The organism is Mesorhizobium loti CJ3sym, from assembly GCF_000472785.1.
In the GTDB taxonomy this organism is placed as follows: domain Bacteria; phylum Pseudomonadota; class Alphaproteobacteria; order Rhizobiales; family Rhizobiaceae; genus Mesorhizobium; species Mesorhizobium loti_E.
On record NZ_AXAL01000015.1, the window covers coordinates 38,542 to 62,852 of the forward strand.

The window sequence follows — 24,311 nt, forward strand, 5'->3', positions numbered from 1 at the left end:
AGCATGATACGGACCGTTCCCACCAAACCCTACCCCGACCAGAAGCCCGGCACGTCGGGCCTGCGCAAGAAGGTGCCTGTGTTCCAGCAGGAGCACTATGCCGAGAACTTCATCCAGTCGATCTTCGACGCGCTCGACGGGTTCAAGGGCAAGACCCTGGTGATCGGCGGCGATGGCCGCTTCTATAACAGGGAGGTCATCCAGAAGGCCATCGCCATGGCCGCCGCCAACGGCTTTGGCAAGGTGATGGTCGGGCAGGGTGGTATCCTGTCGACGCCGGCCGCCTCGCATGTCATCCGCAAATACAAGACCTTCGGCGGCATCATCCTGTCGGCCAGCCACAATCCTGGCGGCCCACACGAGGATTTCGGCATCAAGTACAATGCCGGCAATGGCGGCCCGGCACCGGAGAAGCTGACCGACGCGATCTTCGAAAAGACCAAGGCGATTTCGAGCTTCAAGACATCAGACATCGATCCGATCGACATCGACACGATCGGTACGGTCAAAGCCGCCGGCATGACGGTCGAGATCATCGATCCGGTCGCCGACTATGCCGAGTTGATGGAAAGCCTGTTCGATTTCGACGCGCTGCGCAAATTGTTCAAGTCGGGCTTCCGCATGCGCTTCGATGCTATGCACGCGGTGACCGGTCCCTACGCCAAGGAGATCCTCGAAAACCGGCTCGGCGCGCAGAACGGCACCTGCCGCAACTTCAAGCCGCTGCCAGATTTTGGCGGCCATCACCCGGATCCGAACCTCGTCCACGCCAAGCACCTCTATGACGAGATGATGGGGCCCGATGCGCCCGATTTCGGTGCTGCTTCCGATGGTGACGGCGACCGCAATCTGATCATCGGCAAGGGCATTTTCGTCACCCCGTCGGACTCGGTCGCCATGCTCGCCGCCAATGCCCGCCTGGCGCCCGGCTACAAGGATGGGCTGAAGGGCATCGCCCGCTCGATGCCGACCAGCGGTGCCGCCGACCGCGTCGCCGAAAAACTCGGCATCGGCATCTATGAGACGCCGACCGGCTGGAAGTTCTTCGGCAATCTGCTCGACGCCGGCATGGCGACGATCTGCGGCGAGGAGAGCGCCGGCACCGGCTCCAACCATGTCCGCGAGAAGGACGGCCTGTGGGCCGTGCTTTTGTGGCTCAACATCCTCGCCTCGCGCGGCGAAAGCTGCAAGCAGGTCGTCACCGAGCACTGGGCGGCCTATGGCCGCAACTACTATTCGCGCCACGACTATGAAGAGGTCGAGAGCGACCGCGCCAATGCCCTGGTCGATGAACTGCGCGCCAAGCTCGGCTCGCTACCCGGCACCAGCGTGCGCGGCCTGAAGATCGCCAATGCCGACGATTTTGCCTATCACGACCCGGTCGACGGTTCGACCAGCGAGCACCAGGGCATCAGGGTGCTGTTCGAAGGCGGCTCGCGCGTCGTCTTCCGGCTTTCCGGCACCGGCACTTCGGGGGCGACGCTCCGCGTCTATATTGAGCGTTACGAGCCGGACAAGACGAAGCACGATATCGACACCCAGGTCGCACTCGCCGACCTGATTGCCGCCGCCGATGATATTGCCGGGATCAAGAGCCACACCGGCCGCAACAAGCCGAGCGTGATTACTTGAGGGTGGTGTCGTGCGCTCCACCTTCTCCCCTTGTGGGAGAAGGTGGATCGACGCGTAGCGTCGAGACGGATGAGGGGTGCGTGACAGATCGCCGTCTTTGCCAAGCTGGAGCACCCCTCATCCGTCGCCTTCGGCGATACCTTCTCCCACAAGGGGAGAAGGGGGAGCCTGCATGACCCAACTCGGTGCCACCATCACCCCGGAAGGCATCCGTTTTGCCGCCTGGTCCTCGTCAGCCCGTCGCCTTTGGGTGTCGATCTTCGACGAGCAGGGAAACCGCGAACTCGATCGGATGGAAATGAAGCCGGAAGGCGAGGTGGTGCATGCGCTCTTCGTCTCCGGTCTTGCCGCGGGCACGCGATACGGCTTTCGCGCCGATGGCGATTACGCGCCCGAGCGTGGGCTGTGGTTCGACCCCGACAAGCTGCTGACCGATCCCTACGCCGTCGAAATCGACCGGCCCTATGCCTATCACTGGCGGCTTGCCGCAAAGCGTAACGAGGGTGCGGACACCGCGCCGCTGATGCCCAAGGCCGTGGCGACGGCCTTGCCCAAGGCCGTGCCTGCCCTGCCGCCGCTGTTTCGTCCGGGCGGCCTGATCTATGAGCTGAATATCCGCGCCTTCACCAAGCTGCACCCGGACATTCCGGAAGAGCAGCGCGGCACGATCGCGGCACTCGCTCACCCTGCTATCATCGAGCATCTGCAAAGGCTCGGCGTTTCCGCCGTCGAACTGATGCCGGTGACGGCCTGGATTGACGAGCGGCATCTGCCGCCGCTGGGCTTGAGCAACGCATGGGGCTACAATCCCGTTACCTTCATGGCGCTTGATCCGCGCCTGGCGCCTGGCGGCCTGGCAGAATTGCGAAACACCGTCGCCGCGCTGCGAAAGGCGGGCATCGCTGTCATCCTCGATCTTGTCTTCAACCACACAGGCGAAAGCGACCGGCTCGGGCCAACGCTGTCGCTGCGCGGCTTCGACAATCAGGCCTACTACCGGCACCAGCCGGACGGCAAGCTGGTCAATGATACCGGCACCGGCAACACCGTCGCCTGCGACCATCCGGTGATGCGGGAGATGGTGCTCGACACGCTTCGCCATTTCGTCCGCAATGCCGGCGTTGACGGCTTCCGCTTCGATCTCGCTCCGGTGCTTGGCCGCGTCGACGGCGCGTTCAATCCCACAGCGCCGCTGCTCGGTGCGATCGCCGGTGATCCGGTCCTTGCCGATCGCATGTTGATCGCCGAACCCTGGGATATCGGTTCGAACGGCTATCAACTCGGCAATTTCCGGCCGCCATACCTGGAATGGAATGATCGCTACCGCGACGATGTCAGGCGCTTCTGGCGCGGCGATGCCGGTTTGGTCGGCGCGCTGGCTACCCGGCTTGCCGGCTCGTCCGATGTCTTCGCCAAGACAGGCCAGCCGGTGAGCCGCACGGTCAATTTCATCGCCGCTCATGACGGCATGACGCTGGCCGATATCGTCGCCTATGAGCGCAAGCACAACGCGGCCAATGGCGAGCAGAACCGCGACGGCCACAATGAGAATTTGTCCTGGAACAATGGCGTCGAGGGCGAGACGGGCAACGCTGCGATCACCAGCGCGCGCTTCGACGACCAGTGCGCGCTGCTTGCCACGCTGTTTGCCTCGCGCGGCACCATCATGCTCACCGCAGGCGACGAATTCGGCCGCAGCCAGCAGGGCAACAACAACGCCTATGCGCAGGACAATGCCATTACCTGGCTCGACTGGGCAGGCCGCGACCGGGCGCTGGAGCGTTACGCATCGGCACTCGGCACGCTTCGCCGTGCCGTCCCCGCTCTGTCAGACACGGACTTCCTCACCGGAGAGCCGGCCGATGCGACAGGCATCCCCGACGTCGCCTGGTTGACCGAGACCGGCACGCCGCTCGCAGAGGCCGACTGGAACGATGCCGCGCGACATCGCCTCGTCATGCTGCTCGGCGATATGGAGGGCAATCGCCTTGCCGTCATGGTCAATGGCGACCGCCGCCAATGCGTCTTCACCTTGCCCTCGCGGGAAGGGTTCGGATGGCAGCCGGCGATCAAAACGCAGACGCTCGACCTTGCGCACCCGCTGCCGGGCCGCAGTGTCAATTTCATGATCGAGCGTCGGGCCGCAAAGGGCGGCGCCGGGAAGGGTTCGTAATGGCCGACGACAATGCCAGCCCTTGGGCCGACCCGGGGCCCGAGCAGGGCACCGAATGGTGGCGCGGCTGCGTCATCTATCAGGTCTATCCGCGTTCTTTCCAGGATACGACCGGCGACGGCAGCGGCGATCTAAGGGGTATCACGGCAAGGCTTGCCCACATTGCCTCGCTCGGCGTTGATGCCGTCTGGTTGTCGCCCTTCTTCAAGTCGCCGATGGCCGACATGGGCTATGACGTGTCGGACTACCGCGACGTCGATCCGATGTTCGGCACGCTGGAGGATTTTGACGCCCTGGTCGCCGAGGCGCACCGGCTGGGCCTGAAGATCGTCATCGACCAGGTGCTGTCGCACTCCTCCGACAAGCACGAATGGTTCGTCGAAAGCCGTGCCAGCCGCGACAATCCCAAGGCCGACTGGTACGTCTGGGCCGACACGAAACCCGATGGCAACGCGCCCAACAACTGGCTGTCCGTCTTCGGTGGCCCGTCCTGGGAGTGGGATTCGACCCGCCGGCAATATTACATGCACAATTTCTTCGCCTCACAGCCCGACCTGAATTTCCACAATCCCGATGTCCAGGACGCGCTGCTCGACACGGTGCGCTTCTGGCTGGAGCGCGGTGTCGATGGGTTCCGGCTTGATACGGTCAACTACTATGTCCACGACCGCTGGCTGCGCAGCAATCCGCCTTTGGCGTCCAGCGTCGCCGGCACCAATGGCGAGACCAACACCTACCTTTATCAGGAGCATCTGTTCGACAAGACGCAGCCGGAAAACTTGGCTTTCCTCAGGCGTTTCCGGGCGTTGCTCGACGAGTATCAGGACCGCGCCGCCGTCGGTGAAATCGGTGATGAGGGGCGCTCGCTGCAGACGCTGGCCGCCTATACTTCCGGCGGTGACAAGCTGCAGATGTGCTATACGTTCGATCTGCTCGGCTCACAATTTTCGGCGGCGCATGTGCGCGGCTGCGTCGAGGCCTTCGAACAGGCGGTTGTCGATGGCTGGGTTTGCTGGGCGTTTTCCAACCATGACGTGGTGCGCCATGTCAGCCGCTGGGCACGACCGGATGGTGATGCCGACGCGGTCGCCAGATTCTCGATCATGCTGCTCGCTTGCCTGCGCGGCTCGATCTGCCTCTATCAGGGTGAGGAACTCGGCCTGGAGGAGGCGGAACTTGCCTATGAGGATCTGCGCGATCCTGTCGGCATCCGCTTTTGGCCAGGCGTGAAGGGGAGGGATGGCTGCCGCACGCCGATGGTCTGGGAGGCCGGCGCCGACAATGCGGGTTTCTCGACCGGCAAACCCTGGCTGCCGGTCCTGGCCAGTCATCGCGCCCGCGCCGCCGATGTGCAGAACGGTAATGAGCAATCGGTGCTGTCCGCCTACCGCTCAACGCTCGCCTTGCGCAGGCGCCATCCAGCGCTGGTCAGCGGTTCGATCCGCTTCCTCGACGCCGAGGGTGACGTGCTCGCCTTCATCCGCGAGGGCGGCGGCGAAGGGCTGCTCTGTGTCTTCAATTTCTCTGGGGAGCCGGCGAATTGGCCGTTGCCGCCTGATATCGGAACCGTTGCGGCTGTCTTGGGTGGCACCGGCGCTGTCGAGGAAGGTGCGCTCTCGCTGCCGGCTCTCGGTTGCTTCCTTGGCCGGATCGACTGACTGCCGGTTCGACCGTGTCTTGGCCAAACGATCCGCTTGGCTACAAATACCCTATTGAACCAGCACCGCCCGTCCGCAGGTCGCTCCGGTGACGCGCACGTCGGCCTGGCCGACACCGACGCCCAGTACCGAAAGCACATTGTAGAGCAAGTCGTCGACGGGCGCCGTTACGGTGTTGAGCACCGCCACCACCGCGGGTTTGACGGTTCCGAGCAGGGCGGTGAGGTCGATGCCGAGACCAAGCACGCCCACCGAAAGCGACAGGTTGTTGACCAGTGACGTGGTGAGCGACTGCGAGATGTTGCGCGTCGAAACGGTCTTGATCGTCTTGTTGGCAATCTCGGTCGCGTTGAAGGTCAAGGTCTGGGGGCTGTTGTTGGTGATCGCCGTCGCGGCCGAGCCCATCACCTGGATCAGCGGGAGATTGATGAGCAGCAGATGCAGGCTCACATCGGCGATCTCGGCGTCGGTGAAGGTCTGCGGTTGGCTGAAATCGGCAAAACCTGAGGGATTGTTGCTGTTGGCCAGGTTCAACTGGGCAATGCCGGGGTGTGCGGCGATGGAAACGCTGATGCTGGAAGGCCCCGTCGGACAGGTGATGTCGGTCAGCTTGGCCTCGGCATAGGCGACTTCCACATTGAGTGGCAGGTTGACGGCCAGCAGGCTGATGCCGCCGCCGAGGCCAGACGTGCCGACACCGACGGATGCTGTCAGCTTGATGCGCGTCTGGGCGGTCCGCACCGTGGTGCCGATGCCATCGACGGCCAGCCATGGTGAAGATTGTGCCGGCTCGCCAATGGCGATGGCAAGCTGGGTGGAAAGAAGGCCAGGTATGGTGGCGCCGAGATTGACCTGAGCCTGGTTGGTGCCGTTGGCCAGCACGGCAGCGGCCGTCAGCATACCCATGGCGCTTGCATCGACCCCAAGGCCTGTTGGGGTTTGCCCCAGTCCCAGGCTGCCGACGGAGCCGAGATCGATAAGGCTGCTGAGCGGAATCTTGACCGTGCTGGTCGATTTGGAGGCGATGCTTTGCAGGGCAAGCTTTGCCGTATTGCCGAGGCCGGGAACGTTGGCCATGGCTGTGGCGATCTGGCCGACCGTCGCCTTGGAGGCCAGCACGTCCGAATAGGTGCCGGCCGTTATGTTCAATTGTGTGGCGAGCGCACTGATGAAGGAAAGCACGCTGACATCGGCCGAGATCAGTCCGTTGTAATCCATGACGCTGAGCGAGATGTTGCCGCCGAGAAGTCCGCTCAGCAGAGCGTTGAGGATGCCGCCGTTGACGCTGAGCAGTCTCGAACCGACCGAGAATGTCGCCTGCGGCGTCATGCTGGCCGTGGCCACGGTTCCGATGACCGGAGTGGGGATGAGAGAGCTGGCGAAATAGCGGTTGGGTATTTTTGCCAGCGTGACACGCACCGCGTTGTAAGGTGTCACGCCGGCCTGGAAGCGCTGGGTGACATTGGTTGTCGTTGAGGCATATCGACCTTGCGTGACCGTCACCACCGTCTTCCCGACAGCCGGGGGAATGGTCTGGCCCGAAGCTTGAACGACGACGCCTGGCATGCCGTTGTCGGTGAGCGTGGTGACCACCGCCGTGTTGACATTGGTGATGTTCGACGCTGCGGTGATTGCCGCCAGGTCGACCATCGCCTGGGCTTGCCGACGCTCTGTGTAGATCGAGCCCTCATCGATCGCCACAGCTGCCAGCGCCAGCGCGACAGGTGCGCTCAATGCCGTCATGACGGCGAAATTCGCCTTCTTGTCGGTCAACAGACGCAGGACTGCTCGGCCGATCCTCGTGCGTGCGCGAAGCAACATTCAGATACCCCCGACCCTGATCGTTGACTGGCGCGTGATCGTGGTCCCCGGCATGGCTATGCCCGGGAAGAGATTCCAGATCGGCAGGTTGCGGGCATCGTACGAGATCGACACCACGAACTGGCTTCCATCGGCGACGCTGTCATTGGCCTGATAGGTCAGTTTGCTGGCGTCCACGAAGGGGTATCCGCCGGCATTGTTGGTAAGGTAGCTGGCCACCAGCGTCTGACGCTCGGTCTGGTTCAACCCGGCTATGGCCGTCCGGGCAGCATCCGCCGCGATCTGCTGGATTGAATTGGCAGCTCCAAAATAGATGCCATATGCAACCATTCCGAGCAGGAGAAGGATGAAGAGCGGCGATAGCAGGGCGAACTCGACCGCCGACGTTCCCGAGGTGTCTGTTCGGAACACGCGCCTTCGGACCTTGGAAATGAGGTTCTGCACCATGGTCCTACCATGCCAAAGTTCGCATGCAGAAAGCGAAAACTCCGGGTACAACCTGAGGGCGTGTGCGATTGAAAAAGCCGCTCTAATTTAGCCGTTGCTTTTGCGATCATGAGGATTGACTTAGGGTCAATCAGTACTCGGTTGAAAAGAGCTTACCTCCTGTCTAGTCTCCTGCCACCAGCTGCCGGAGGGAACCGGCGGCGCGCTCAAAGGGGCCAGACATCGGTTCCGGGGCGTCAACACGTAAAGGCGCGCCCACGGCAGCGCCGACAGGGAGAACTTCATGCTGAAAAACATGCTGAAGGCGACGGTATTCGCCACGACCATGACCTTGGCTGGCGGCACATTCTTGACGCCGGCCTTTGCCGAGACCGTCTACAACAGGGGCACCGCCGCAGAGTCGGAATCGGTCGACCCGCACAAGACCTCTACGGTCTATGAAGCGAATGTCTTGCGTGACCTGTTCCAGGGGCTGGTCATGCAGGACCAGAAGGCGAACCTCATCCCGGGGGCGGCCGAAAGCTGGACGGTATCGGATGACGGCACCGTCTACACCTTCAAGCTGCGCAAGGACGGCCAGTGGTCGGACGGCAGCCCGGTGACGGCGGACGACTTCGTCTACGCCTTCCACCGCCTGGAAGACCCGGCGACCGGCGCCGAATACGCCTCTATGCTGTACCCGGTGAAGGGTGCGGAGGACGTCAACACCAAGAAGGGCAAGCCCGAGGACATGGGCGTCAAGGCAATCGACGCTAGCACTCTTGAGATAACGCTCAAGGCGCCGACCCCATACTTCCTGGAAATGTTGACCCACCAGGCGACCTATCCGGTCAGCAAGGCCTCCATCGAGAAGCTGGGCGCCGACTGGATCAAGCCCGGCAATCTCGTTTCGAACGGCGCCTATACGCTGGCTGAATGGGTTCCCAACGACCATATGAAGCTGGTCAAGAATCCGAAATTCTGGGATGCGGCGACCGTCAAGTTCGACGTGGTCAACTATATCCCGACCGAAGACCGTTCATCGGCGATGAAGCGCTTCGAGGCCGGCGAACTCGACAGCTATGACGATCTGCCGACCGAACAGCTCGCCGATCTCAAGACCAAGTTCGGCGATCAGATCCATGTCGGGCCATATCTCGGCACCTACTACTACGCGATCAAGACCGACAAGGCGCCGTGGAACAATCCCGAGCTGCGCAATGCCATCTCGATGGCGATCGACCGCGACTTCATCGCCGAAAAGGTCTGGCAGAATTCGATGCTGCCGGGCTATTCGATGGTGCCCCCGGGCATCGAGGGCTACACGCCGGCAATGGCCAAATTCGCCGATATGCCGCAGATCGATCGCGAGGACGCAGCCAAGAAGGTGCTCGAGAAGCTCGGCTATACGCCCGATAAGCCGCTGAAGATGGAGATCCGCTACAACACTTCGGAAAACCACAAGAATATGGCAGTGGCGATCCAGGAGCAGTTGAAGCCGCTTGGCGTCGAAGTGACCCTGCTCAACACCGACACCAAGACCCACTATTCCTTCCTTGAGCAGAAGGGCGACTATGATTTGGCTCGTGCCGCCTGGATCGCCGACTACAAGGATCCGGAAACCTTCCTCGGCATCTCGCGCAAGGCGAGCGGTAACAATTATTCGAACTACAACAGCCCGGCATACGAGGCGGCCATGGATAAGGCGGCCGCAGCCGGCGGCAAACCCGAAGAGCGCATGAAGGACCTCTCCGAGGCCGAACGCATCCTGGTCGACGATGTCGGCCAGATCCCGCTCCTCTATTACAGCTACCACGACATCGTATCTTCGAAGCTGCATGGCTTCACCGACAATGTGATGGATGTCCATCCGTCGCGCTTCGTCAGCAAGGACTGATCCCGGCCAAGCCGCCGCGTCTTTCGAGGCGCGGCGGCGCTGGTTTGCCATCGCATCGGCCGGGAAACGGAATCGATTTTCGGAAAATCCGGTGCGAAGATTTGAAGGCTGGAGCATGTCAGTCCAATTGGACGTACAGGCTCCGGATCAAGCGGGGCACCGATGCTGCGATACGTACTCCGGCGGCTTTTGACCGCCATCCCGACGCTGTTCGTCATCGTGACGATGGCGTTCTTCCTGATGCGCGTCGCACCAGGCGGCCCATTCAACCAGGAGCGGGGGCTTAGCCCCGAGATCAAGGCCAACCTTGAAGCCCAGTTTGGCCTCAACGATCCGCTCTGGCTGCAATATGTCCACTATCTCGGCAATCTCTTGCGCGGCAATTTCGGGCCGAGCTACAACATGCCGGATTTCACCGTCACCGAACTGTTTGCCAAGGGCCTGCCCATTTCGATCCAGCTCGGTGCTTCGGCGCTGATCCTGGCGTTGCTGCTGGGCAGCGTGCTCGGCACCATCGCCGCGCTCAACCAGAACAAGCTTGGCGACTATACGGTGATCGCGCTGGCGACAGCCGGCAGCACCATCCCCACCTTCGTCATCGCGCCGGTGATCCAGCTTCTGTTCGGGCTGACCTGGAAGCTGTTGCCGATCGGTGGCTGGGGCGATGGCGCCTTCCTCAACAAGATTGGCCCGATACTGACGCTTGCTCTGCCGCAGATCGCCATCGTTGCCCGCCTGATGCGCGGTTCGATGATCGAATCGCTGCGCTCCCACCATATCCGCACCGCCCGCGCGCTCGGCCTCTCCGACTGGTCGGTGGTGGTCAAGCACGCGCTGCGTGGCGCCATCCTGCCGATCGTTTCGTTCACCGGCCCGGCGGCGGCGGCGCTGCTGACCGGTTCGGTCATCGTTGAGACGATCTTCTCCATTCCAGGCGTCGGCCGCTATTTCGTCGATGCCGCGCTCAACCGTGACTACACGCTGGTGATGGGAACCGTGGTGGTGATCGCGATCTTCACCATCATCTTCAACCTGATCGTCGACGTCATGTACGCGGTCGTCGACCCGAGGGTGCGCTATGACTGACATTACAGCCACGGCTCCCGCCATTGTCGGCCGATCCTTGTGGGGCGATGCCTGGGCACGCCTCAAGGCCAATCGCGCCGCCATGATCAGCCTTTATTACCTCGCCTTCATCGCTCTCATCAGCGTGTTTGGACCTTGGGTCGCACCGCATGAATACACGACCATCTATGGCGACTATGTGCGCACCCCGCCAAGCCTGACGCCCTATCCCAAGGCCGACATGATCGAGACGGCTCTCAACGACGCGGTCAAGCGCATGAGGGTCGAGATCAAGGAATGGAAGCAGGATGGCCAGCGCGTCACGGTGACCGTCACCTCGACCAAGCCGATCGACGATCGCAACATCCGCTATCTCGACCGATCCGATGCCTTTGACGACACCAAGATCGATAGCAAGTCGCCGGACGGGCTCGAAGTGACGATGAGCACATCGGTCAAGCAGCAGTATTTCCTGTTCGGCACCGACAACACCGGCCGCGATCTGCTGTCGCGCACGCTGATGGCCGGACGCATCTCGCTGGCCATCGGCCTGCTCGCAGGCGTCGTGGCGGTGGTGATTGGTGTGATCTACGGCGCCGCTGCCGGCTTTTCCGGCGGCAAGATCGACGAGGTGATGATGCGCATCGTCGATGTGCTCTATTCCTTGCCGTTCATCTTCTTCGTCATTATGCTGGTGGTGTTCTTCGGCCGCAACTTCGTGCTGATGTTCCTGGCTGTGGGGGCGGTGCTGTGGCTCGACATGGCCCGCATCGTGCGCGGCCAGGCGCTGTCGATCCGCCGCCAGGAATATGTCCAAGCGGCGGAAGCCATGGGCGTCGGCCAGCGCGGCATCCTGCTACGCCATGTCATTCCCAATCTGCTCGGCCCGGTCGTCATCTACATGACGCTGCTGGTGCCGCAGGTCATCATCCTGGAAAGCTTCCTGTCGTTCCTCGGCCTCGGCGTGCAGGAGCCGATGACCAGCTGGGGCGTGCTGATCTCGGTCGGTGCCAAGAACATCGGCTACGCCAATTGGCTGCTCTTGTTCCCCGCCTTCTTCCTCGTCTCGACGCTGTTCGCCCTGAACTTCGTTGGCGACGGCCTGCGCGACGCGCTTGACCCGAGGGATCGATAGAGATGGGGACCGTTGATATGGCCACTCCCGAAACGATCCTCAGCGTCAAGGATTTGCGTGTCCGCTTCCGTACGCTCGATGGCGCGGTCGAGGCGGTGAAGGGCATCAACATTCACGTCAACGCGGGCGAGACCGTTGCCGTGGTCGGCGAGTCCGGTTCCGGCAAGAGCCAGACGATGATGGCGGCGATGAGCCTGCTCGCCTCGAATGGCGAAGCCACCGGCCACGTCGACTATCGTGGCCGCAACCTGCTGACGCTCAGCAAATCCGATCTCAACAAGGTCCGCGGGGCCAAGATTAGCATGATCTTCCAGGAGCCGATGACCTCGCTCGATCCGCTCTACTCGATCGGCAACCAGCTGATAGAGCCAATCCGCCGGCATCGCGGCCTGAATGCCACCGCCGCGCGCGAAGAGGCGCTCAAGCTGTTGCGGCTGGTGCATATTCCCGATCCCGAGCGGCGGATGAAATCCTATCCGCACGAAATGTCGGGCGGCCAGCGCCAGCGCGTCATGATCGCCATGGCGCTCGCCAATGACCCCGACATCCTGATCGCCGACGAGCCGACCACGGCGCTCGACGTCACCATCCAGGCGCAGATCCTGATGCTGCTCGCCGAATTGCAGCGCAAGCTTGGCATGGCGATCGTGTTTATCACCCATGATCTCGGCATCGTCAGGCGCTTCGCCGACCGCGTCTATGTCATGCGCCAGGGCGAGGTCGTCGAGGAAGGCGAGGCGGAAGCGATCTTCGTCAACCCGCAGCACGCCTATACCAAGATGCTGCTGGCGGCCGAGCCGACGGGAACCAAGGCGCCACCGCCGGCCAATGCGCCCGTGGTGCTCGAAGGCAGGAATGTCGAAGTCACCTTCAGGATCGGCGGCGGGTTTCTGGCTGGCGAGCCGCTGATGCTGCGTGCCGTCGATGACATTTCGATCCGGCTGCAGCGCAACCAAACCATAGGCATCGTCGGCGAATCCGGTTCAGGCAAATCGACGCTCGGCCGCGCCTTGCTGCGGCTGCTGCCGAGTGATGGCCTGATCCGTTTCGGCGATCGCGACATTTCCACTGCCGACCGGCAGACGATGCGGCCGCTGCGGCGCCAGATGCAGCTTGTCTTCCAGGATCCATTCGGCTCGCTGTCGCCGCGTATGACAGTCGGTCAGGTCATCACCGAAGGGCTGTTGGTGCATGAGCCTAACCTGTCGCACAAGCAGCGCGACCAGCGCGCGGTGGAAGCCTTGCTTGAAGTCGGCCTCGATCCCAACGCCCGAAACCGCTACCCGCACGAGTTCTCCGGCGGGCAACGGCAGCGCATCGCCATTGCCCGCGCCATGATCCTGAAGCCCAAAATGGTCGTGCTGGATGAGCCGACCTCGGCGCTCGACCGCTCGGTGCAGAAACAGATCGTCGAACTGCTGCGCAAGCTGCAGGCCGACCACGAACTGTCCTACCTCTTCATCAGCCACGATCTGACGGTCGTGCGCGCCATGGCCGACTACATCATCGTCATGAAGCAGGGCAAGATCGTCGAAGAGGGGCCGACCGAGGCGATCTTCAGCAATCCACAACACGCCTACACGCAGACACTGATGGCTGCGGCGATCGATGTGACGCGGTTCAGGCTGAGCGCTTGAATTCGGCGAAAAACAGAGACTTGAAACGCGTCGCCTTTGTCCGTTTCGGCGCGACGCGCTTCAAGCTTCGGAGAGGCTTTTCTGAAGGGCGTCGAACGCAGCCCGGTATTCCTTTTTGACGGCCTCAGCCCCACCGAGGGCCGCCGTCTTTTGTTCGATGCGGGACCAGAGCCCGGTTTCATCGAGCTCCTTCGCCGAATAGTAGCGGCTGTAGTCCTGCCAGATTTGTCCGGTCTTCACCGTGCCTCTGGCGGTATCGTCGACATAGTCCTTCAACAAGCTGATCGGCGGATCGGCAAGCGCCAGCTCAAAGGGTTGTCGTCCGACATTGTCGGCCGTGTCGCCGCTCCCGAACCATTGCTTGAAGCGGTCTCGGCCGATCAGAATTTGGCTAGCGGTACGCGATGGTCTGAGCCGAACGAGCAGATTATAGGGATCGTCGGCATGGCTGAGATAAAGGTCTTCGCTGAGGAAATGCGGCGTCGCGTGCGCCTTCTTCCTCGAACTCGGGTCCTGGTAGACGACCTCCCTGGCCACCGGAATATTCACGATGCGCAGCATGGCGGCGAGAAAGGCCGCGGTTCCCCAGCAGCCTGCGGTGATGTGGTGAGGCGGGTCCTTGCGTCCGGCGACGACCGTGCCTGAAATGATGCGGGACATTGGCGGCTCGCCATAGTACTGCCATTGCCGCTCCAGATTTGCATTCGACGTGTCGCCGGTGAAGTGCACGAGCCGCGCGATGCACCACTGCAGCAGTCGTTCGATCGTTGCCCGACGGGTAGGACCGATGAGTGCCTGGGTGCGCAGAAAATGATACGCGACATCCGGAGGCGCGGGGATGCCCGACCAATTCACCCGATAGAGTTGGGTGTGACGGTCGAACAGGAACATTTCCGGTGGCGAGAAGAGGGCAGCGAAGCTTGCATCGCTGTCCTGCTCAATCGACCAAGGCACGCGTTTGCCGATCTCGACGACGAGACTTTGCGCCACAAGCGCCAGGAACAGACGCCGCGCGTCTTCCGCGCTCAAAAGGGTCTCGTTGATGGCCGGGTCGCACCGATTGGGAGGTGGATCGGTTAAGGCCAGTGGCTGTCCGGCCCATAGCAGATTGAAGAACTGCTTGAGTTCTTCTTTCCAGGAGGCCGGCCATTGCGCATAAGCGAGCTGATTGGCGGCGCCGGGGGCATACCAGCTGATCGCGCTTGCAACACGAGGGCGTCGGTTGAGCTCGCGCGCGACGTCAGGTGCCGGGCCGGCTGCTGCGCAGGCAAACTTTGCCGATGCGGAGACGGCGCCTAATCCAAGGATGGTCAGAAAGGCTCGGCGTGTCTGTACCGGACCGCAGAGGCTACATCTCAAATGCATGGAAACCTCATTCTTGAACCGTTGCGGGCAGAAAGAGCCGGAGTGCACGGGTTGTCGAATCGTCTCCTGTTACAGTTGCGTAAGCCCTGAAGCTGCCGTGTCGGTGAAAGGATGCCATGCTTTGGTCCTGAGCGGCATCTCCCAAATGGGTGGCACGCTCGCCTCAATCCCGTTTAACGGCAGGACCTTGAGGGATAGACGCTGATCGAACATGAAGCTGGCGCAACTCATTGCGAGGACGCACAGCGGCTCTTTCTTGCGGCGATGAGCGTCTGCTGTTGTTGCTGCAGCCGCTCGATTCGGGTGGTTTCGCGATTGGCCACCACGGTCTTCACCCGCTCGCCGCCAAGCAGCCATGTGGGAACACTGGTACTGGCGACCTTGCCGCGGCTGATCGCGGTCCGCGAGATGTCTGTGGCGGCATCGCCAAGCGCAACGTTCAGTTCCTGACAGCTCATCCGGTCGTATTTTGCCGGACTGATTGACGCCACTGTCGACGAGCAGCCGGCTGCCAACAGCAGCAGTGCGGTCATCGGTAAAATGGCCATCGGTGCGAATTTCATACGCTCACCCGGTTCGCCGTCCCAAATATGGACTACCGCCCAAGGTAGCGCATGACGCCACGAGGTCAAACGAACGGCTGCCGGGCGAGCGCAAGCGGTCCGCTCGGTGTTCGACACTGCTGAACTCGGGAAAAGCAACAAGCATCAAGTGCTTGTTTTTCTCGTCGGAGTGGCAGGATTTGAACCTGCGACCCCTTGTCCCGAACGAGGTGCGCTATCGGGCAATGTTGCACTGGGAACAGGCCAATGGCATATTATGCCATTGGCCTGTTGTTCGATAGCGAAAGGAGAGTCCGATGCCAACGCGCAATGTCGTCCTGACGGATCATCATGAAGAGGTGATCGAAGGGCTCGTCAAAGCCGGTCGTTACCAGAACGCCAGTGAGGTGCTTCGTGACGGCTTGCGTCTGGTGGAACAGCGCGAGGCACGGGAGAAGGCCAGGCTTGTTGCGCTTGAGGAGGCGGCCCGTATCGGATTTCGTGACATCGAAGAAGGCAGGTTCCGCGACGTGAGTGACGATAGGCTGGAGAAATTCATGAGCGACCTGGGACGGCAGGCAAGTACAAGAAACGCAGGCCGATAATACTGTGGCGGTTTTTCGGCTTGCTGCGTCGGCCGAGGAGGACATCGTCGAGCTGCTGTCTTACACGGCAGCCAATTTCGGTGAGAGTGCGCGCATCCGCTACGAGCGATTGCTGATCACCGCACTGCGCGACGTTGCCAGCGATCCCATACGAACGGGCAGCGTTGCCCGTGCCGAACTTGGCGACAATATCCGCAGTTATCATCTCAGGCACAGTCGCGACCGTGCAAGGACCGATCATGGAATCGTCCAGCGCCCGCGAAACCTCCTGCTTTACCGCGCTACCATCGAAATGATTGGCGTTGGCCGCGTTCTTCATGACGTGATGGAAATCGAACGGCATCTACCCGCAACTTATGGCGACGACTGAATGCCTATGGCCCGCGACATCAAAGATTGTGCCCGGGGAGGATGGTTTGCTCTTGTCGGGGAAAAACTCGGGAGCACAGCTAAGCTGCTGTTTTTTCTGGTCGGAGTGGCAGGATTTGAACCTGCGACCCCCTCGTCCCGAACGACGTTGCTAGGCAACAAAGCGTTATAAAACAATGAGATAGCGGCGACGTTTGAATCAAAAAATCACTGTTTGTTCCGTTCATTCGTTGCCAATCATTGCCGTAACCATAAAAGACGTCCGGCCGAACCGGCCGCCGCAAAAACTGACCTGAAATAGGAAACACACACATAATGCGCATACGAAACGCGCGGCGGCTCAAGATGGAGCCTACGCCGCGAGGATTCACCACGCTTGCCCGGTTCGAGTTCGAGCCGGTCGATGGAGTGGTGATTTACGACTGCATCCTCATCCAAGCGCCGGACGGCAAGTACCTCGTCTACGGGCCGCCCGCGAAGAACGATGCTCCAATTTTGAGCTTGGCGCCCGAGTTGCGCCGCGAACTGATTTCCATGACGCTTTCTGGGATTAATGATGACAATGACCGCAACAACGCCTGAAACCGCCCCGCCTCGGCTGCCCAAGCCGGAAAGCCTCGAGGCCAAGTTCAAACTCTCGACCAACCTGCCATACGACCCGCGCGCCAAGCGCAAACATATGCTGGTCTTCGGCTTCATTCTCGACTGGTATCATTCGAAGTACGGCGATGCCCTAGCGAGTGTGCGCCACATAGAAGCCCTGCTGAAAGAGCGCGACCCCTCCGGCAAGGGCCTTTACATTGGCGACGTTCACGCCGCGCTTACGGACCTCGTGGCCTGGGGATATCTGGAGCAGGAATTGGGCGCCGGTCGCAGAGCGAGCCGCTATGTGCCGAACTGGGGTTTAGTCTGTAGCGTTCGGGAAAACACTAACACTACGGATGCCGCCTCTAGTGTTATGATTTCCCCGAACGCAAGTGTTATGATTTCCCCGAACGCTACGTTCGATAGCGTTCGGGATTCTACGAACGAAGACCCACTTACTGCGACCCGTCCACAGGACGGGGTCACAAGTAATGGTACAGATGTATCCGCTTTGCCCGCGGCTGGCCTTGCGGCCGCCGCGCCAGCGGGCTTCGAAAATATCTGGATTGCATACGGTAAGCACGGCAGCAAGGTCGCGGCTCGAGCCGCCTTCGCTGCTATCGTAAACCCAGACGTCGACCATATCGCCGAACGTGCAGCGTCGTGGGCGGCCAGCGCAAAGCCCGGCAAAAAGCGGATGCCGCTTGAAAAATGGCTGGCGGCAGAGAAGTACGACGAAGCTGATAGGATGGTTGAGCGGAAGGCTGCCGCTAAGCCGGTGGTCGCTAAGCCGCCGGCCACGATCCCTGCAAACGACAATCAGCCGTCAAAATGGGCGGATGAAGTCTCTCCATTCGTGACGCCTGGCCGACGTCCTTTTCGCGTGACTGGCGCAGTCGGGCGGGAGATAGGTGATAACTATGAGGTGACTCTTTCGCTGGATATAGACAACGGCGAGATGACCCTGGAGGGCATTCTGCACGTGTTCTTCACGCAGCACGCTGACGAGGCCGTCCAGAAGCGCGGACAGTCGCATTGGCATGGTGTATGCGGTGCGGTTGACGCGGAATGGAGCGGTGAAACCGTCACGGGCGTCATCGGCAAGAGCGGCTTGGCTGAAGTAGGCAACGACGGCAGTATTGAGTACATCCCGTGCTGGAAGGTGGCAGCATGAACCGCAGCACGTTAGCTTAGCTTGACCGCTTACCCTTGCTTGGCTTGGCCGTGTCGGGATCGCCAAAATTCTCGACCAGTACGCGCTTGGCCACATAAACCACCAAGCTCCACTTCAGCATTCTCAACATGGTTGGCTCCTCAGCGACGACGACGTGGCGCGTCTGGCACAGGATCGCCGCCGCCCGGCACGTTGTCCGGGAAGCGTTTCCCAAAGCGCCAGCCGAAGAACACGGCCAGACCGATCAGTATCCACCTCGCAGCCATCGCATCCTCCATCGTGATGCGGATGAACGCGGCCGAGCCGGCGGAGTTCCCCATGGTGCAACCCACAACCATAAATGCAACCCCAGGTAGGGGCCGTCGTCGTTCCAAAACCGGCCTTTCTGCGGACCGTTCGGACCCCATCACGCTCATCAACACTGCCCCGGTTCAACAAATATTCGGCCTTTGCCTTGCGACGCAAGGATTTGCGGCCCGAAACCAAAGGAAAACACATGCATTCAACTAACGCTCAGGCGCAGAAACCGCCCGCAAACCTGCGGCCAGCTACCCGAAAATGGTATAAATCCGTGATCTCTGACTTCGACTTGGAAGGCCACCATATCAAGTTACTGACCTTGGCGGCCGAGGCTTGGGATCAAAGTCAGATTGCACGCGAAGTCCTCGATAAAGACGGCCAGACGTACACAGACCGCTTCGGCCAGCCAAAAGAGCGGCCTGAAATTGCCATCCTCAATGCATCTAGAATTGCCTTCGCCAGGCTGATCCGCGAGCTGGCGCTTGACGGCGTTGACTCGCCTGAAGCGCCACGGGGCGCCCGGACAGCCGACTACGGCCGGAGGCGGTGATGCCAGTCAGACGTAAAACACAGAAGCGCAGCGCCGACGTTGCAGTGGCATGGGCACCCTATTTCGAGGAGGGCTGCGTCCTTCTTTGCCAGTTGGACATGGTCGGTATTCCGACCACACACGGTGAGCCAGACGACGCCGAGGCTGCAGAGGTGGCCTGGCACACTTACGGGCCGGACTTCATGGCCAGTCGTGAGGCCAGCGCCGACGAGCCGTGGGCACTAGGCGAGTATGGCCTGCCAGGGAGGACCAAGCATGCCCGTTAGGAGACGCTTGGATAGACGCAGAAAAAGCAACATCCCGATCGTGGACGCCGACTTGCTCATGCGCGCCGGCCGCGATTACTTCGAGTGCTTGGCAAGCCACGGCTTCGATCCAGCGCCGCGGCCCGGCCTGATTGAAGACTCGACGATGCTGGCCATTTGGGCTGACTACGCCCGCGAACTTGAAGCCGAATGGTGCGATCGACGGTCGAAGTTTTACATGTGGCCAGAGCAAGGTACTCCGTATATTTACGAAGTACTGTCGCGGGCAGATACAAAATAGTTGTGGGAAACCTCTTGCGGCGACAAGTCAGAACAGCCATTTCAGGGTAATTTGGGATTGTGGTTCATTTGCGAGGGGAATTGAATGGCTAGATGCACAGCACCGGTAAGAGGCCATATACGCGGAGGCGGAGCGGATTGCCCGGCATGCGGTAGCCGCTATGGGCGCAGTTATGGTGGCTACAGCAGCTATAGTAGCCACTCATCTTATTCGCCGCCGCCCTACTCTTCGTCCGGTGGTAGTGGCGGCGGGAGCAGCGGTGGCGGGTCGGGGCGCCGCACCTCAAAGCCTCGCTGGTCAGGAGCCAGTTCGTCCGTGTGGTATACGCCTGAACAAGTGCAGGCGCTCACCCCGGTTCGGGAAAACGTGGAGAACCTAGCGGCCTCGCAGCCGGACCTTCGCGACGTGTTCCTTTGTCACGCATGGGACGACAGACAGGGCTCCGCCAAAGAACTGCATGACCTATTGGAAGCGCGCGGTGTTCGCGTGTGGTTCAGCGAGAAGGATCTTGGGCTCGGTGTGCCGATGATGCGGGCGATCGACAAGGGTCTGGTGAATTCGCGCGTCGGCATCGTTTTGGTAACTCCTGCTATGTTGGCACGTCTGCCGGCCGAAGGCATCGCAGACAAAGAGCTTTCGGCGCTCCTCCGGCGTGAGCGGCTCGTCCCGGTCGTTCATGGAACGACCTATGAAGCCCTTGAGAAGGTCAGCCTCTTGCTAGCCTCCAGAGCCGGGCTGAACACCGCCGAAGAGTCGATGGCAAGCGTAGCTTCTAAAATTGCCGAGCTAGTCGCCATCTAATCCGGCAAGGTTGGAAAAACGCGGTTGGCCCACACGGCTTCAACCCAATTACAGAATTTCCCCTCGCGCGTGCGCAAGTGCGCGCGATCGAGCGTAACGCGCGCGAGGGACGATGAAAAAAATGGTACCTAGGCTGCCGGAAGAACTATCTGCTACTTTAGCCGGAGATGCTGGAAGTAAGAACTCGATGAGGAGTGGTTCAATGCGCGCTTTTCTAGCAATCTCAATCTTGCTGGCGACAACCATGTTCGCCTCCTCTGACGACTTCAGCGACAGCATAAAGGCATTTGATCGCTGTTACGTTCAGCAGCTTGACATGTTCCGCCACCTTTGCGATCCGGCGGACAAAGTGGCGACCAACATAGTCAACGGTTGTCCGAAAGAGATGCGCGATTTTATCGACGCCGCCTCGAAAACCTGGGGCGCGCCGAGAGCCTACGAGTTAGCTGCCCAACTCGGCAAAAAACGGCAGGACCAAGCGATCGCTGCCTTGATGCGGGAACGGCTGCAGCACCCGTGCCCGAAGTAACGCGCCCTTGACGGATGCCAACGCGCCTCCTCTTATGACCCTGTGCCGACTGGAATAAGTTAGCCTGGAACACTATATTTAGTGTTTTCAGGGCGTTTCGGCGCTAGATAGTGTGAATGCCGCCTGAAAGCGGCCAGGCCGCCGGCAATGCCGGTAAACACGGGAATACCGGACTGGCATCCGGAAAATCTGGGGAAACTTCAACAAATGGCAACCTTCAACCGCAGCGCGGCGATTTCGCGCGGCCATCAACTTTACACGTCATCTAGGACCCTGAAGGATTTGGCCGCCACTCATGCGGCAAACAACAGTTACTCTTCCCGCGGGAAGCCATGCACCTGGCCCGCTGAGCCTGGCAATTGGCTCACATCGAACAGCATCCGATTGGCCAAGGTCGACAAGGAACAGCCTGCAGATTGGGACATCTGGATTGGAGCGCGACTGGCGGCGGCCAACGACAACGCACCTCCGCGGCGCTCTGTGCCGCAAGAGAATGATGGCCCGGACGCGGACTATCACGAGCGGCAAGCAAGCCCTGGCACGTCGCGCGATTACGAGGGCGATATTCCTTCGCGACTGCTTGCTGAGAATGACCTTGAGTCGTACTTCGTGCTTCGCGCTGTCCGAGCGCTGATGTCACCTGCCGGGTTGCTGGCTGCCAATGACAACTCTGCAGAAGATGCAGACGTCGAGATGGACGACGGCTTCGGGCTGGACTATGCGCTTGACCAAGACGAAGCCGGCGATGTGGTTGAGCAGTATTGCGCCACCGGTCGTCTACCGAACGGAACCTTCAAATTCCGACAGCGCAGCGGCGCAGGTGGATGCAAACTTGCGGCCGAGCATCGGAAGCGGGAAAAGGAAGGGCGCCACGTCGACCGGTACCTCATGCTTAGGGGCGTGGCCACTCTGCCTCCGCAGGAATACACCAGTGACGGAGAAACGCCGTGGTGGCGCTCGCATGCGCCGAAGAATGCAAAAGCACTGGTCGACTTGGCTGAAGCGTGCGACCGAACCGATTGGAGCAGGGTCACATGGACGCGCTACGCTGCACTGCCGGCACGCGTGTACGGTGCGCTTGGCATCTGTTCCGAGATGACGGGAAGCGGAGAGGGCAAGACCACAGCCTCCGCGCACGATACCACCCATGAACTCTGCCGGCGGGCAGCCGAGAAGGAGTTTCGCGCGCGACTGCCAGAGCGATTCCTGCGCATCATTGACGCTGCATTGGAGCGGAAAGGATACGGGGCCATTGGCGAAGCGGAACGTATTTCGGGCAATGGCGCCAAGAACGCCGTCAAGACGGCGCTTCGCGAGGCGTGGCATGTGCTTTCCGACATAACGGAAGAAAAACTTCCGGAATTCGAGAAAAAGTTGGCTGCGTAGTGCGATTTTCGCCATCGCCATTCCGGTAGACATAGGAAGACAACTCAATGGGCGCTCCGGCGCCCTTTTCCTTGCGCCGCGCCTCCCCAGACGCTGCGCCGCCGCCATGTCGCCAGCCTTGGCGGCAACCCGTCATTGCGGAAGACCGCAGGCGGGACCAATTAGCCGCCACTTCCGTTGCGCATTTCGGAGGTGGCGGCTCTTTTTGATCTCAACAATCCAAAAATCTAGGAGTTACCTGAATGGCCAATCTCGCCGCGACTACCGCGGCTATCGAAAAATATTGCGGATTTTCCGCCGGCCGCATCCGGACTGTCGCTGAGCGCTTGCTTGAGGCGAAGCTACTTGAGCCTGGCGCGCCTGGCGTTGCCGTTGCGATCAAACAGGCTGACTTAGCGCTGCTACTTCTTGCGCTGGCATCTGGCGCGCCGTTGCGCGCTGTGGCGGATGCTACAGCAAACTTGGCATCCTGCATTCCGGATGGCGCAGACGTCAGTGTAATGCCGGAGGCAATTAAGCCGGTGCAACGCACCGCGTTTGACGTGCTGCACGACATTATCTGGTCGCCGGATGCTTTGTCCGTAACCGCTATCGAAATTTGCGAGACTTGGCCTGAGGTCACCTTTCGCACACCAGACGGTGTCGCACGCTTTGTGTCAGCCGGAACGCTTGCGAGCCATTGGCAAGGTGGAAAGCAACGCCGCGCCACGACCATACCCACCAGCGCCATCTCGCTCGCGGCACGCAACCTATTTGGAGAAAGATAACCCATGGCTTCCATCTTTAAGAAAACCGTCGCCGCACCAGCCGCCGAACCATTCCGCGTACCTAACCTGGCCGAGGCTGATCCAGAAACCTATGGCGCTCTGGTGCAAAAGCGCGATGACCTGACCGTGCGACTACGGGCATTGAAAGCCGAAGCGGCCAATCTGACTCAATTGATTGAGGCGGATACGTCTCGGGACGTTCGGCCTGCTCTTGCGGCGTTGCTCGGCGATGAGCCAGGTACGAAGTCCATTAATCGCGGCAAACTTGCCGAGACACAGAAGCTCTCCTCAGATCTCTCAGAGGCGATCGGCGTGATTGAGCAGCGCATTCGCGATGCGAAATCGGGTGCCGTTAGGCGGCTTGTTGCGCTAGCGCGACCGGAATGGGATAGGCGCTTTTCCGCCCTGACTGAAGGGCTGAAGATTGCTGCCGTTGCTTACCGTGATCTCGACAAGTTGCGAGAGGATCTCGACGCCGAAGACGCAGCTTCGCACTTCACGAATTCCGTGAATTATCCGAGTTTTCTGGGTAGCGCTCGCGATGGCCATCTGACCCGGTTTCTGAGGGAGACCGACAATGCGTGAGACCGCAGTAAGCGAACGAAGCGACAAGCGCAGACGCGTCACTTATGCGGGCAAAACGTCGACGCGAAGCGACTTCGATCCCAAGAAGTTCGCACTTTCATTGATCGAAAAACGCGTGAAGAAGCCTGGAATTGAGGAGCGTGAGGCTCGCTTGCGTAGAGCGGAGGCGGCCGTTGCTGCAGCCAATTGAGATTCGCACTGGCGACGTGGCCTTCGCGGGGACCACCGCTCGAGGCCATGCCGCTGTATTTAATACTTGGACGCGGATTGCGGGGCTTTTCGATGAGCGCCTAGACCCGTCGTGCTTCACTCGCACCCTAAAGCAGCAGCCAGACGTTCTGGCTCTCTGGAATCATTCGCCTGACGCACTTCTTGGCAGAACGACGGCAGGAACCCTGCGATTGGCAACAGACAGTAAGGGCCTTAGCTTCGAACTGGATCTTGACCCGAGGTCGCCGACTGGCGCCCTTGCTCTCTCGGCAATAGAGAGAGGTGACGCGCACGGCTGTTCGTTCGGCTTCAGCGTCTTAGGCGAAAGCTGGGAAGACGATGACAGTTGGGAGCGTCCGCGGCGTACTATCACCGACGTGGCTTTGTACGAAATAACCGTCACACCAACACCGGCCTACGAAACGACAACCGCCAGCTTGCGGTCGGACAGCCCGAACGCCGCAAACGCCCGGCGCCGAGTCATAGAAAAAGCCGAGGCGGCGATGAGGCTGCGCGGCATCAGGTAGGGGTGTCCCGCAGCCTAACCCGTCTG

Annotated in this window: 26 protein-coding genes; 21 read left to right on the plus strand and 5 right to left on the minus strand. The window is 60.8% G+C overall.

The window, feature by feature from the left end; translation table 11 throughout:
- Positions 1–3: 3 nt before the first annotated feature.
- The 3 genes from A3A9_RS0120945 (at position 4) to A3A9_RS0120955 (ending at position 5,463) form a co-directional block, all read left to right on the plus strand.
- On the plus strand, positions 4–1,632 hold the full coding sequence (locus A3A9_RS0120945) for an alpha-D-glucose phosphate-specific phosphoglucomutase (protein WP_027060518.1): 1,629 nt from the start codon (positions 4–6) through the stop codon (positions 1,630–1,632).
- A gap of 172 nt (positions 1,633–1,804) precedes the next feature.
- Complete coding sequence (gene glgX / locus A3A9_RS0120950) at positions 1,805–3,805, plus strand: glycogen debranching protein GlgX (protein ID WP_027060519.1); 2,001 nt, start codon at positions 1,805–1,807, stop codon at positions 3,803–3,805.
- On the plus strand, positions 3,805–5,463 hold the full coding sequence (locus tag A3A9_RS0120955) for an alpha-glucosidase family protein (protein WP_027060520.1): 1,659 nt from the start codon (positions 3,805–3,807) through the stop codon (positions 5,461–5,463). The genes glgX and A3A9_RS0120955 overlap by 1 nt, the downstream gene beginning before the upstream one ends.
- A 51-nt stretch (positions 5,464–5,514) precedes the next feature.
- Here the strand turns inward: A3A9_RS0120955 and A3A9_RS0120960 are convergent, their stop codons facing one another.
- Together A3A9_RS0120960 and A3A9_RS39190 are read right to left on the minus strand one after the other, a co-directional pair.
- The gene (locus tag A3A9_RS0120960; protein ID WP_027060521.1) at positions 5,515–7,284 is read right to left on the minus strand and encodes a pilus assembly protein TadG-related protein; all 1,770 of its coding nucleotides are present in this window, start codon (positions 7,282–7,284) and stop codon (positions 5,515–5,517) included.
- Complete coding sequence (locus A3A9_RS39190; RefSeq protein ID WP_027060522.1) at positions 7,285–7,731, minus strand: TadE/TadG family type IV pilus assembly protein; 447 nt, start codon at positions 7,729–7,731, stop codon at positions 7,285–7,287. It lies immediately after the preceding gene.
- Between the two features lie 283 nt (positions 7,732–8,014).
- Here A3A9_RS39190 and A3A9_RS0120970 point away from each other — a divergent pair, with 283 nt between their 5' ends.
- The 4 genes from A3A9_RS0120970 (at position 8,015) to A3A9_RS0120985 (ending at position 13,444) form a co-directional block, all read left to right on the plus strand.
- Positions 8,015–9,607: a peptide ABC transporter substrate-binding protein gene (locus A3A9_RS0120970; RefSeq protein WP_027060523.1), complete on the plus strand. Its 1,593-nt coding sequence runs from the start codon at positions 8,015–8,017 to the stop codon at positions 9,605–9,607.
- A gap of 162 nt (positions 9,608–9,769) precedes the next feature.
- Positions 9,770–10,693 carry an ABC transporter permease subunit gene (locus A3A9_RS0120975; RefSeq protein ID WP_027060524.1) on the plus strand — a complete coding sequence of 308 codons (924 nt, stop codon included), beginning with the start codon at positions 9,770–9,772 and terminating at the stop codon, positions 10,691–10,693.
- Positions 10,686–11,807, plus strand: coding sequence for an ABC transporter permease (locus A3A9_RS0120980; RefSeq protein WP_027060525.1), 1,122 nt, complete (start codon positions 10,686–10,688; stop codon positions 11,805–11,807). The genes A3A9_RS0120975 and A3A9_RS0120980 overlap by 8 nt, the downstream gene beginning before the upstream one ends.
- Positions 11,808–11,824: 17 nt before the next feature.
- The gene (locus tag A3A9_RS0120985) at positions 11,825–13,444 is read left to right on the plus strand and encodes an ABC transporter ATP-binding protein (RefSeq protein ID WP_027060526.1); all 1,620 of its coding nucleotides are present in this window, start codon (positions 11,825–11,827) and stop codon (positions 13,442–13,444) included.
- A 60-nt stretch (positions 13,445–13,504) separates the two neighbouring features.
- On the opposite strand, the gene A3A9_RS39195 is transcribed toward A3A9_RS0120985, so the two are convergent.
- Together A3A9_RS39195 and A3A9_RS0121005 are read right to left on the minus strand one after the other, a co-directional pair.
- Positions 13,505–14,809 (minus strand): hypothetical protein, encoded by a 1,305-nt coding sequence (locus A3A9_RS39195; RefSeq protein WP_051371059.1) that lies wholly within the window; start codon positions 14,807–14,809, stop codon positions 13,505–13,507.
- Between the two features lie 227 nt (positions 14,810–15,036).
- Positions 15,037–15,372 (minus strand): hypothetical protein, encoded by a 336-nt coding sequence (locus tag A3A9_RS0121005; protein WP_027060527.1) that lies wholly within the window; start codon positions 15,370–15,372, stop codon positions 15,037–15,039.
- A gap of 296 nt (positions 15,373–15,668) precedes the next feature.
- Here A3A9_RS0121005 and A3A9_RS0121010 point away from each other — a divergent pair, with 296 nt between their 5' ends.
- The 4 genes from A3A9_RS0121010 (at position 15,669) to A3A9_RS41840 (ending at position 18,084) form a co-directional block, all read left to right on the plus strand.
- Positions 15,669–15,956 (plus strand): type II toxin-antitoxin system ParD family antitoxin, encoded by a 288-nt coding sequence (locus A3A9_RS0121010; RefSeq protein ID WP_027060528.1) that lies wholly within the window; start codon positions 15,669–15,671, stop codon positions 15,954–15,956.
- A gap of 4 nt (positions 15,957–15,960) precedes the next feature.
- Positions 15,961–16,326, plus strand: coding sequence for a type II toxin-antitoxin system RelE/ParE family toxin (locus tag A3A9_RS0121015; protein WP_027060529.1), 366 nt, complete (start codon positions 15,961–15,963; stop codon positions 16,324–16,326).
- Between the two features lie 314 nt (positions 16,327–16,640).
- Complete coding sequence (locus A3A9_RS0121020; protein ID WP_152536148.1) at positions 16,641–16,907, plus strand: hypothetical protein; 267 nt, start codon at positions 16,641–16,643, stop codon at positions 16,905–16,907.
- A complete protein-coding gene (locus A3A9_RS41840) occupies positions 16,888–18,084 on the plus strand; it encodes a hypothetical protein (protein WP_027060531.1) in 1,197 nt (398 codons plus the stop codon). Before A3A9_RS0121020 ends, A3A9_RS41840 begins: the two co-directional genes overlap by 20 nt.
- A 140-nt stretch (positions 18,085–18,224) precedes the next feature.
- Here the strand turns inward: A3A9_RS41840 and A3A9_RS0121035 are convergent, their stop codons facing one another.
- Positions 18,225–18,404: a hypothetical protein gene (locus tag A3A9_RS0121035; RefSeq protein WP_027060532.1), complete on the minus strand. Its 180-nt coding sequence runs from the start codon at positions 18,402–18,404 to the stop codon at positions 18,225–18,227.
- Between the two features lie 176 nt (positions 18,405–18,580).
- On the opposite strand from A3A9_RS0121035, the gene A3A9_RS0121040 reads away from it, so the two are divergent.
- The 10 genes from A3A9_RS0121040 (at position 18,581) to A3A9_RS39210 (ending at position 24,285) form a co-directional block, all read left to right on the plus strand.
- Positions 18,581–18,934 (plus strand): P27 family phage terminase small subunit, encoded by a 354-nt coding sequence (locus A3A9_RS0121040; RefSeq protein ID WP_027060533.1) that lies wholly within the window; start codon positions 18,581–18,583, stop codon positions 18,932–18,934.
- On the plus strand, positions 18,934–19,200 hold the full coding sequence (locus tag A3A9_RS44140) for a hypothetical protein (RefSeq protein ID WP_152536149.1): 267 nt from the start codon (positions 18,934–18,936) through the stop codon (positions 19,198–19,200). The genes A3A9_RS0121040 and A3A9_RS44140 overlap by 1 nt, the downstream gene beginning before the upstream one ends.
- Positions 19,201–19,207: 7 nt before the next feature.
- A complete protein-coding gene (locus A3A9_RS0121050) occupies positions 19,208–19,480 on the plus strand; it encodes a hypothetical protein (RefSeq protein WP_152536150.1) in 273 nt (90 codons plus the stop codon).
- 315 nt (positions 19,481–19,795) lie between these two features.
- Complete coding sequence (locus A3A9_RS0121055) at positions 19,796–20,281, plus strand: toll/interleukin-1 receptor domain-containing protein (protein WP_343286135.1); 486 nt, start codon at positions 19,796–19,798, stop codon at positions 20,279–20,281.
- A 202-nt stretch (positions 20,282–20,483) separates the two neighbouring features.
- Positions 20,484–20,810 carry a hypothetical protein gene (locus A3A9_RS0121060; protein ID WP_027060537.1) on the plus strand — a complete coding sequence of 109 codons (327 nt, stop codon included), beginning with the start codon at positions 20,484–20,486 and terminating at the stop codon, positions 20,808–20,810.
- 207 nt (positions 20,811–21,017) lie between these two features.
- A complete protein-coding gene (locus A3A9_RS0121065) occupies positions 21,018–22,196 on the plus strand; it encodes a hypothetical protein (RefSeq protein ID WP_152536151.1) in 1,179 nt (392 codons plus the stop codon).
- 242 nt (positions 22,197–22,438) lie between these two features.
- Positions 22,439–22,963 (plus strand): hypothetical protein, encoded by a 525-nt coding sequence (locus A3A9_RS0121070; RefSeq protein ID WP_027060539.1) that lies wholly within the window; start codon positions 22,439–22,441, stop codon positions 22,961–22,963.
- Positions 22,964–22,966: 3 nt separating this feature from the next.
- On the plus strand, positions 22,967–23,548 hold the full coding sequence (locus A3A9_RS0121075) for a hypothetical protein (RefSeq protein WP_027060540.1): 582 nt from the start codon (positions 22,967–22,969) through the stop codon (positions 23,546–23,548).
- On the plus strand, positions 23,541–23,738 hold the full coding sequence (locus A3A9_RS44145; protein WP_152536152.1) for a hypothetical protein: 198 nt from the start codon (positions 23,541–23,543) through the stop codon (positions 23,736–23,738). The genes A3A9_RS0121075 and A3A9_RS44145 overlap by 8 nt, the downstream gene beginning before the upstream one ends.
- The gene (locus A3A9_RS39210) at positions 23,689–24,285 is read left to right on the plus strand and encodes an HK97 family phage prohead protease (RefSeq protein WP_275451174.1); all 597 of its coding nucleotides are present in this window, start codon (positions 23,689–23,691) and stop codon (positions 24,283–24,285) included. The genes A3A9_RS44145 and A3A9_RS39210 overlap by 50 nt, the downstream gene beginning before the upstream one ends.
- Positions 24,286–24,311 lie beyond the last annotated feature (26 nt).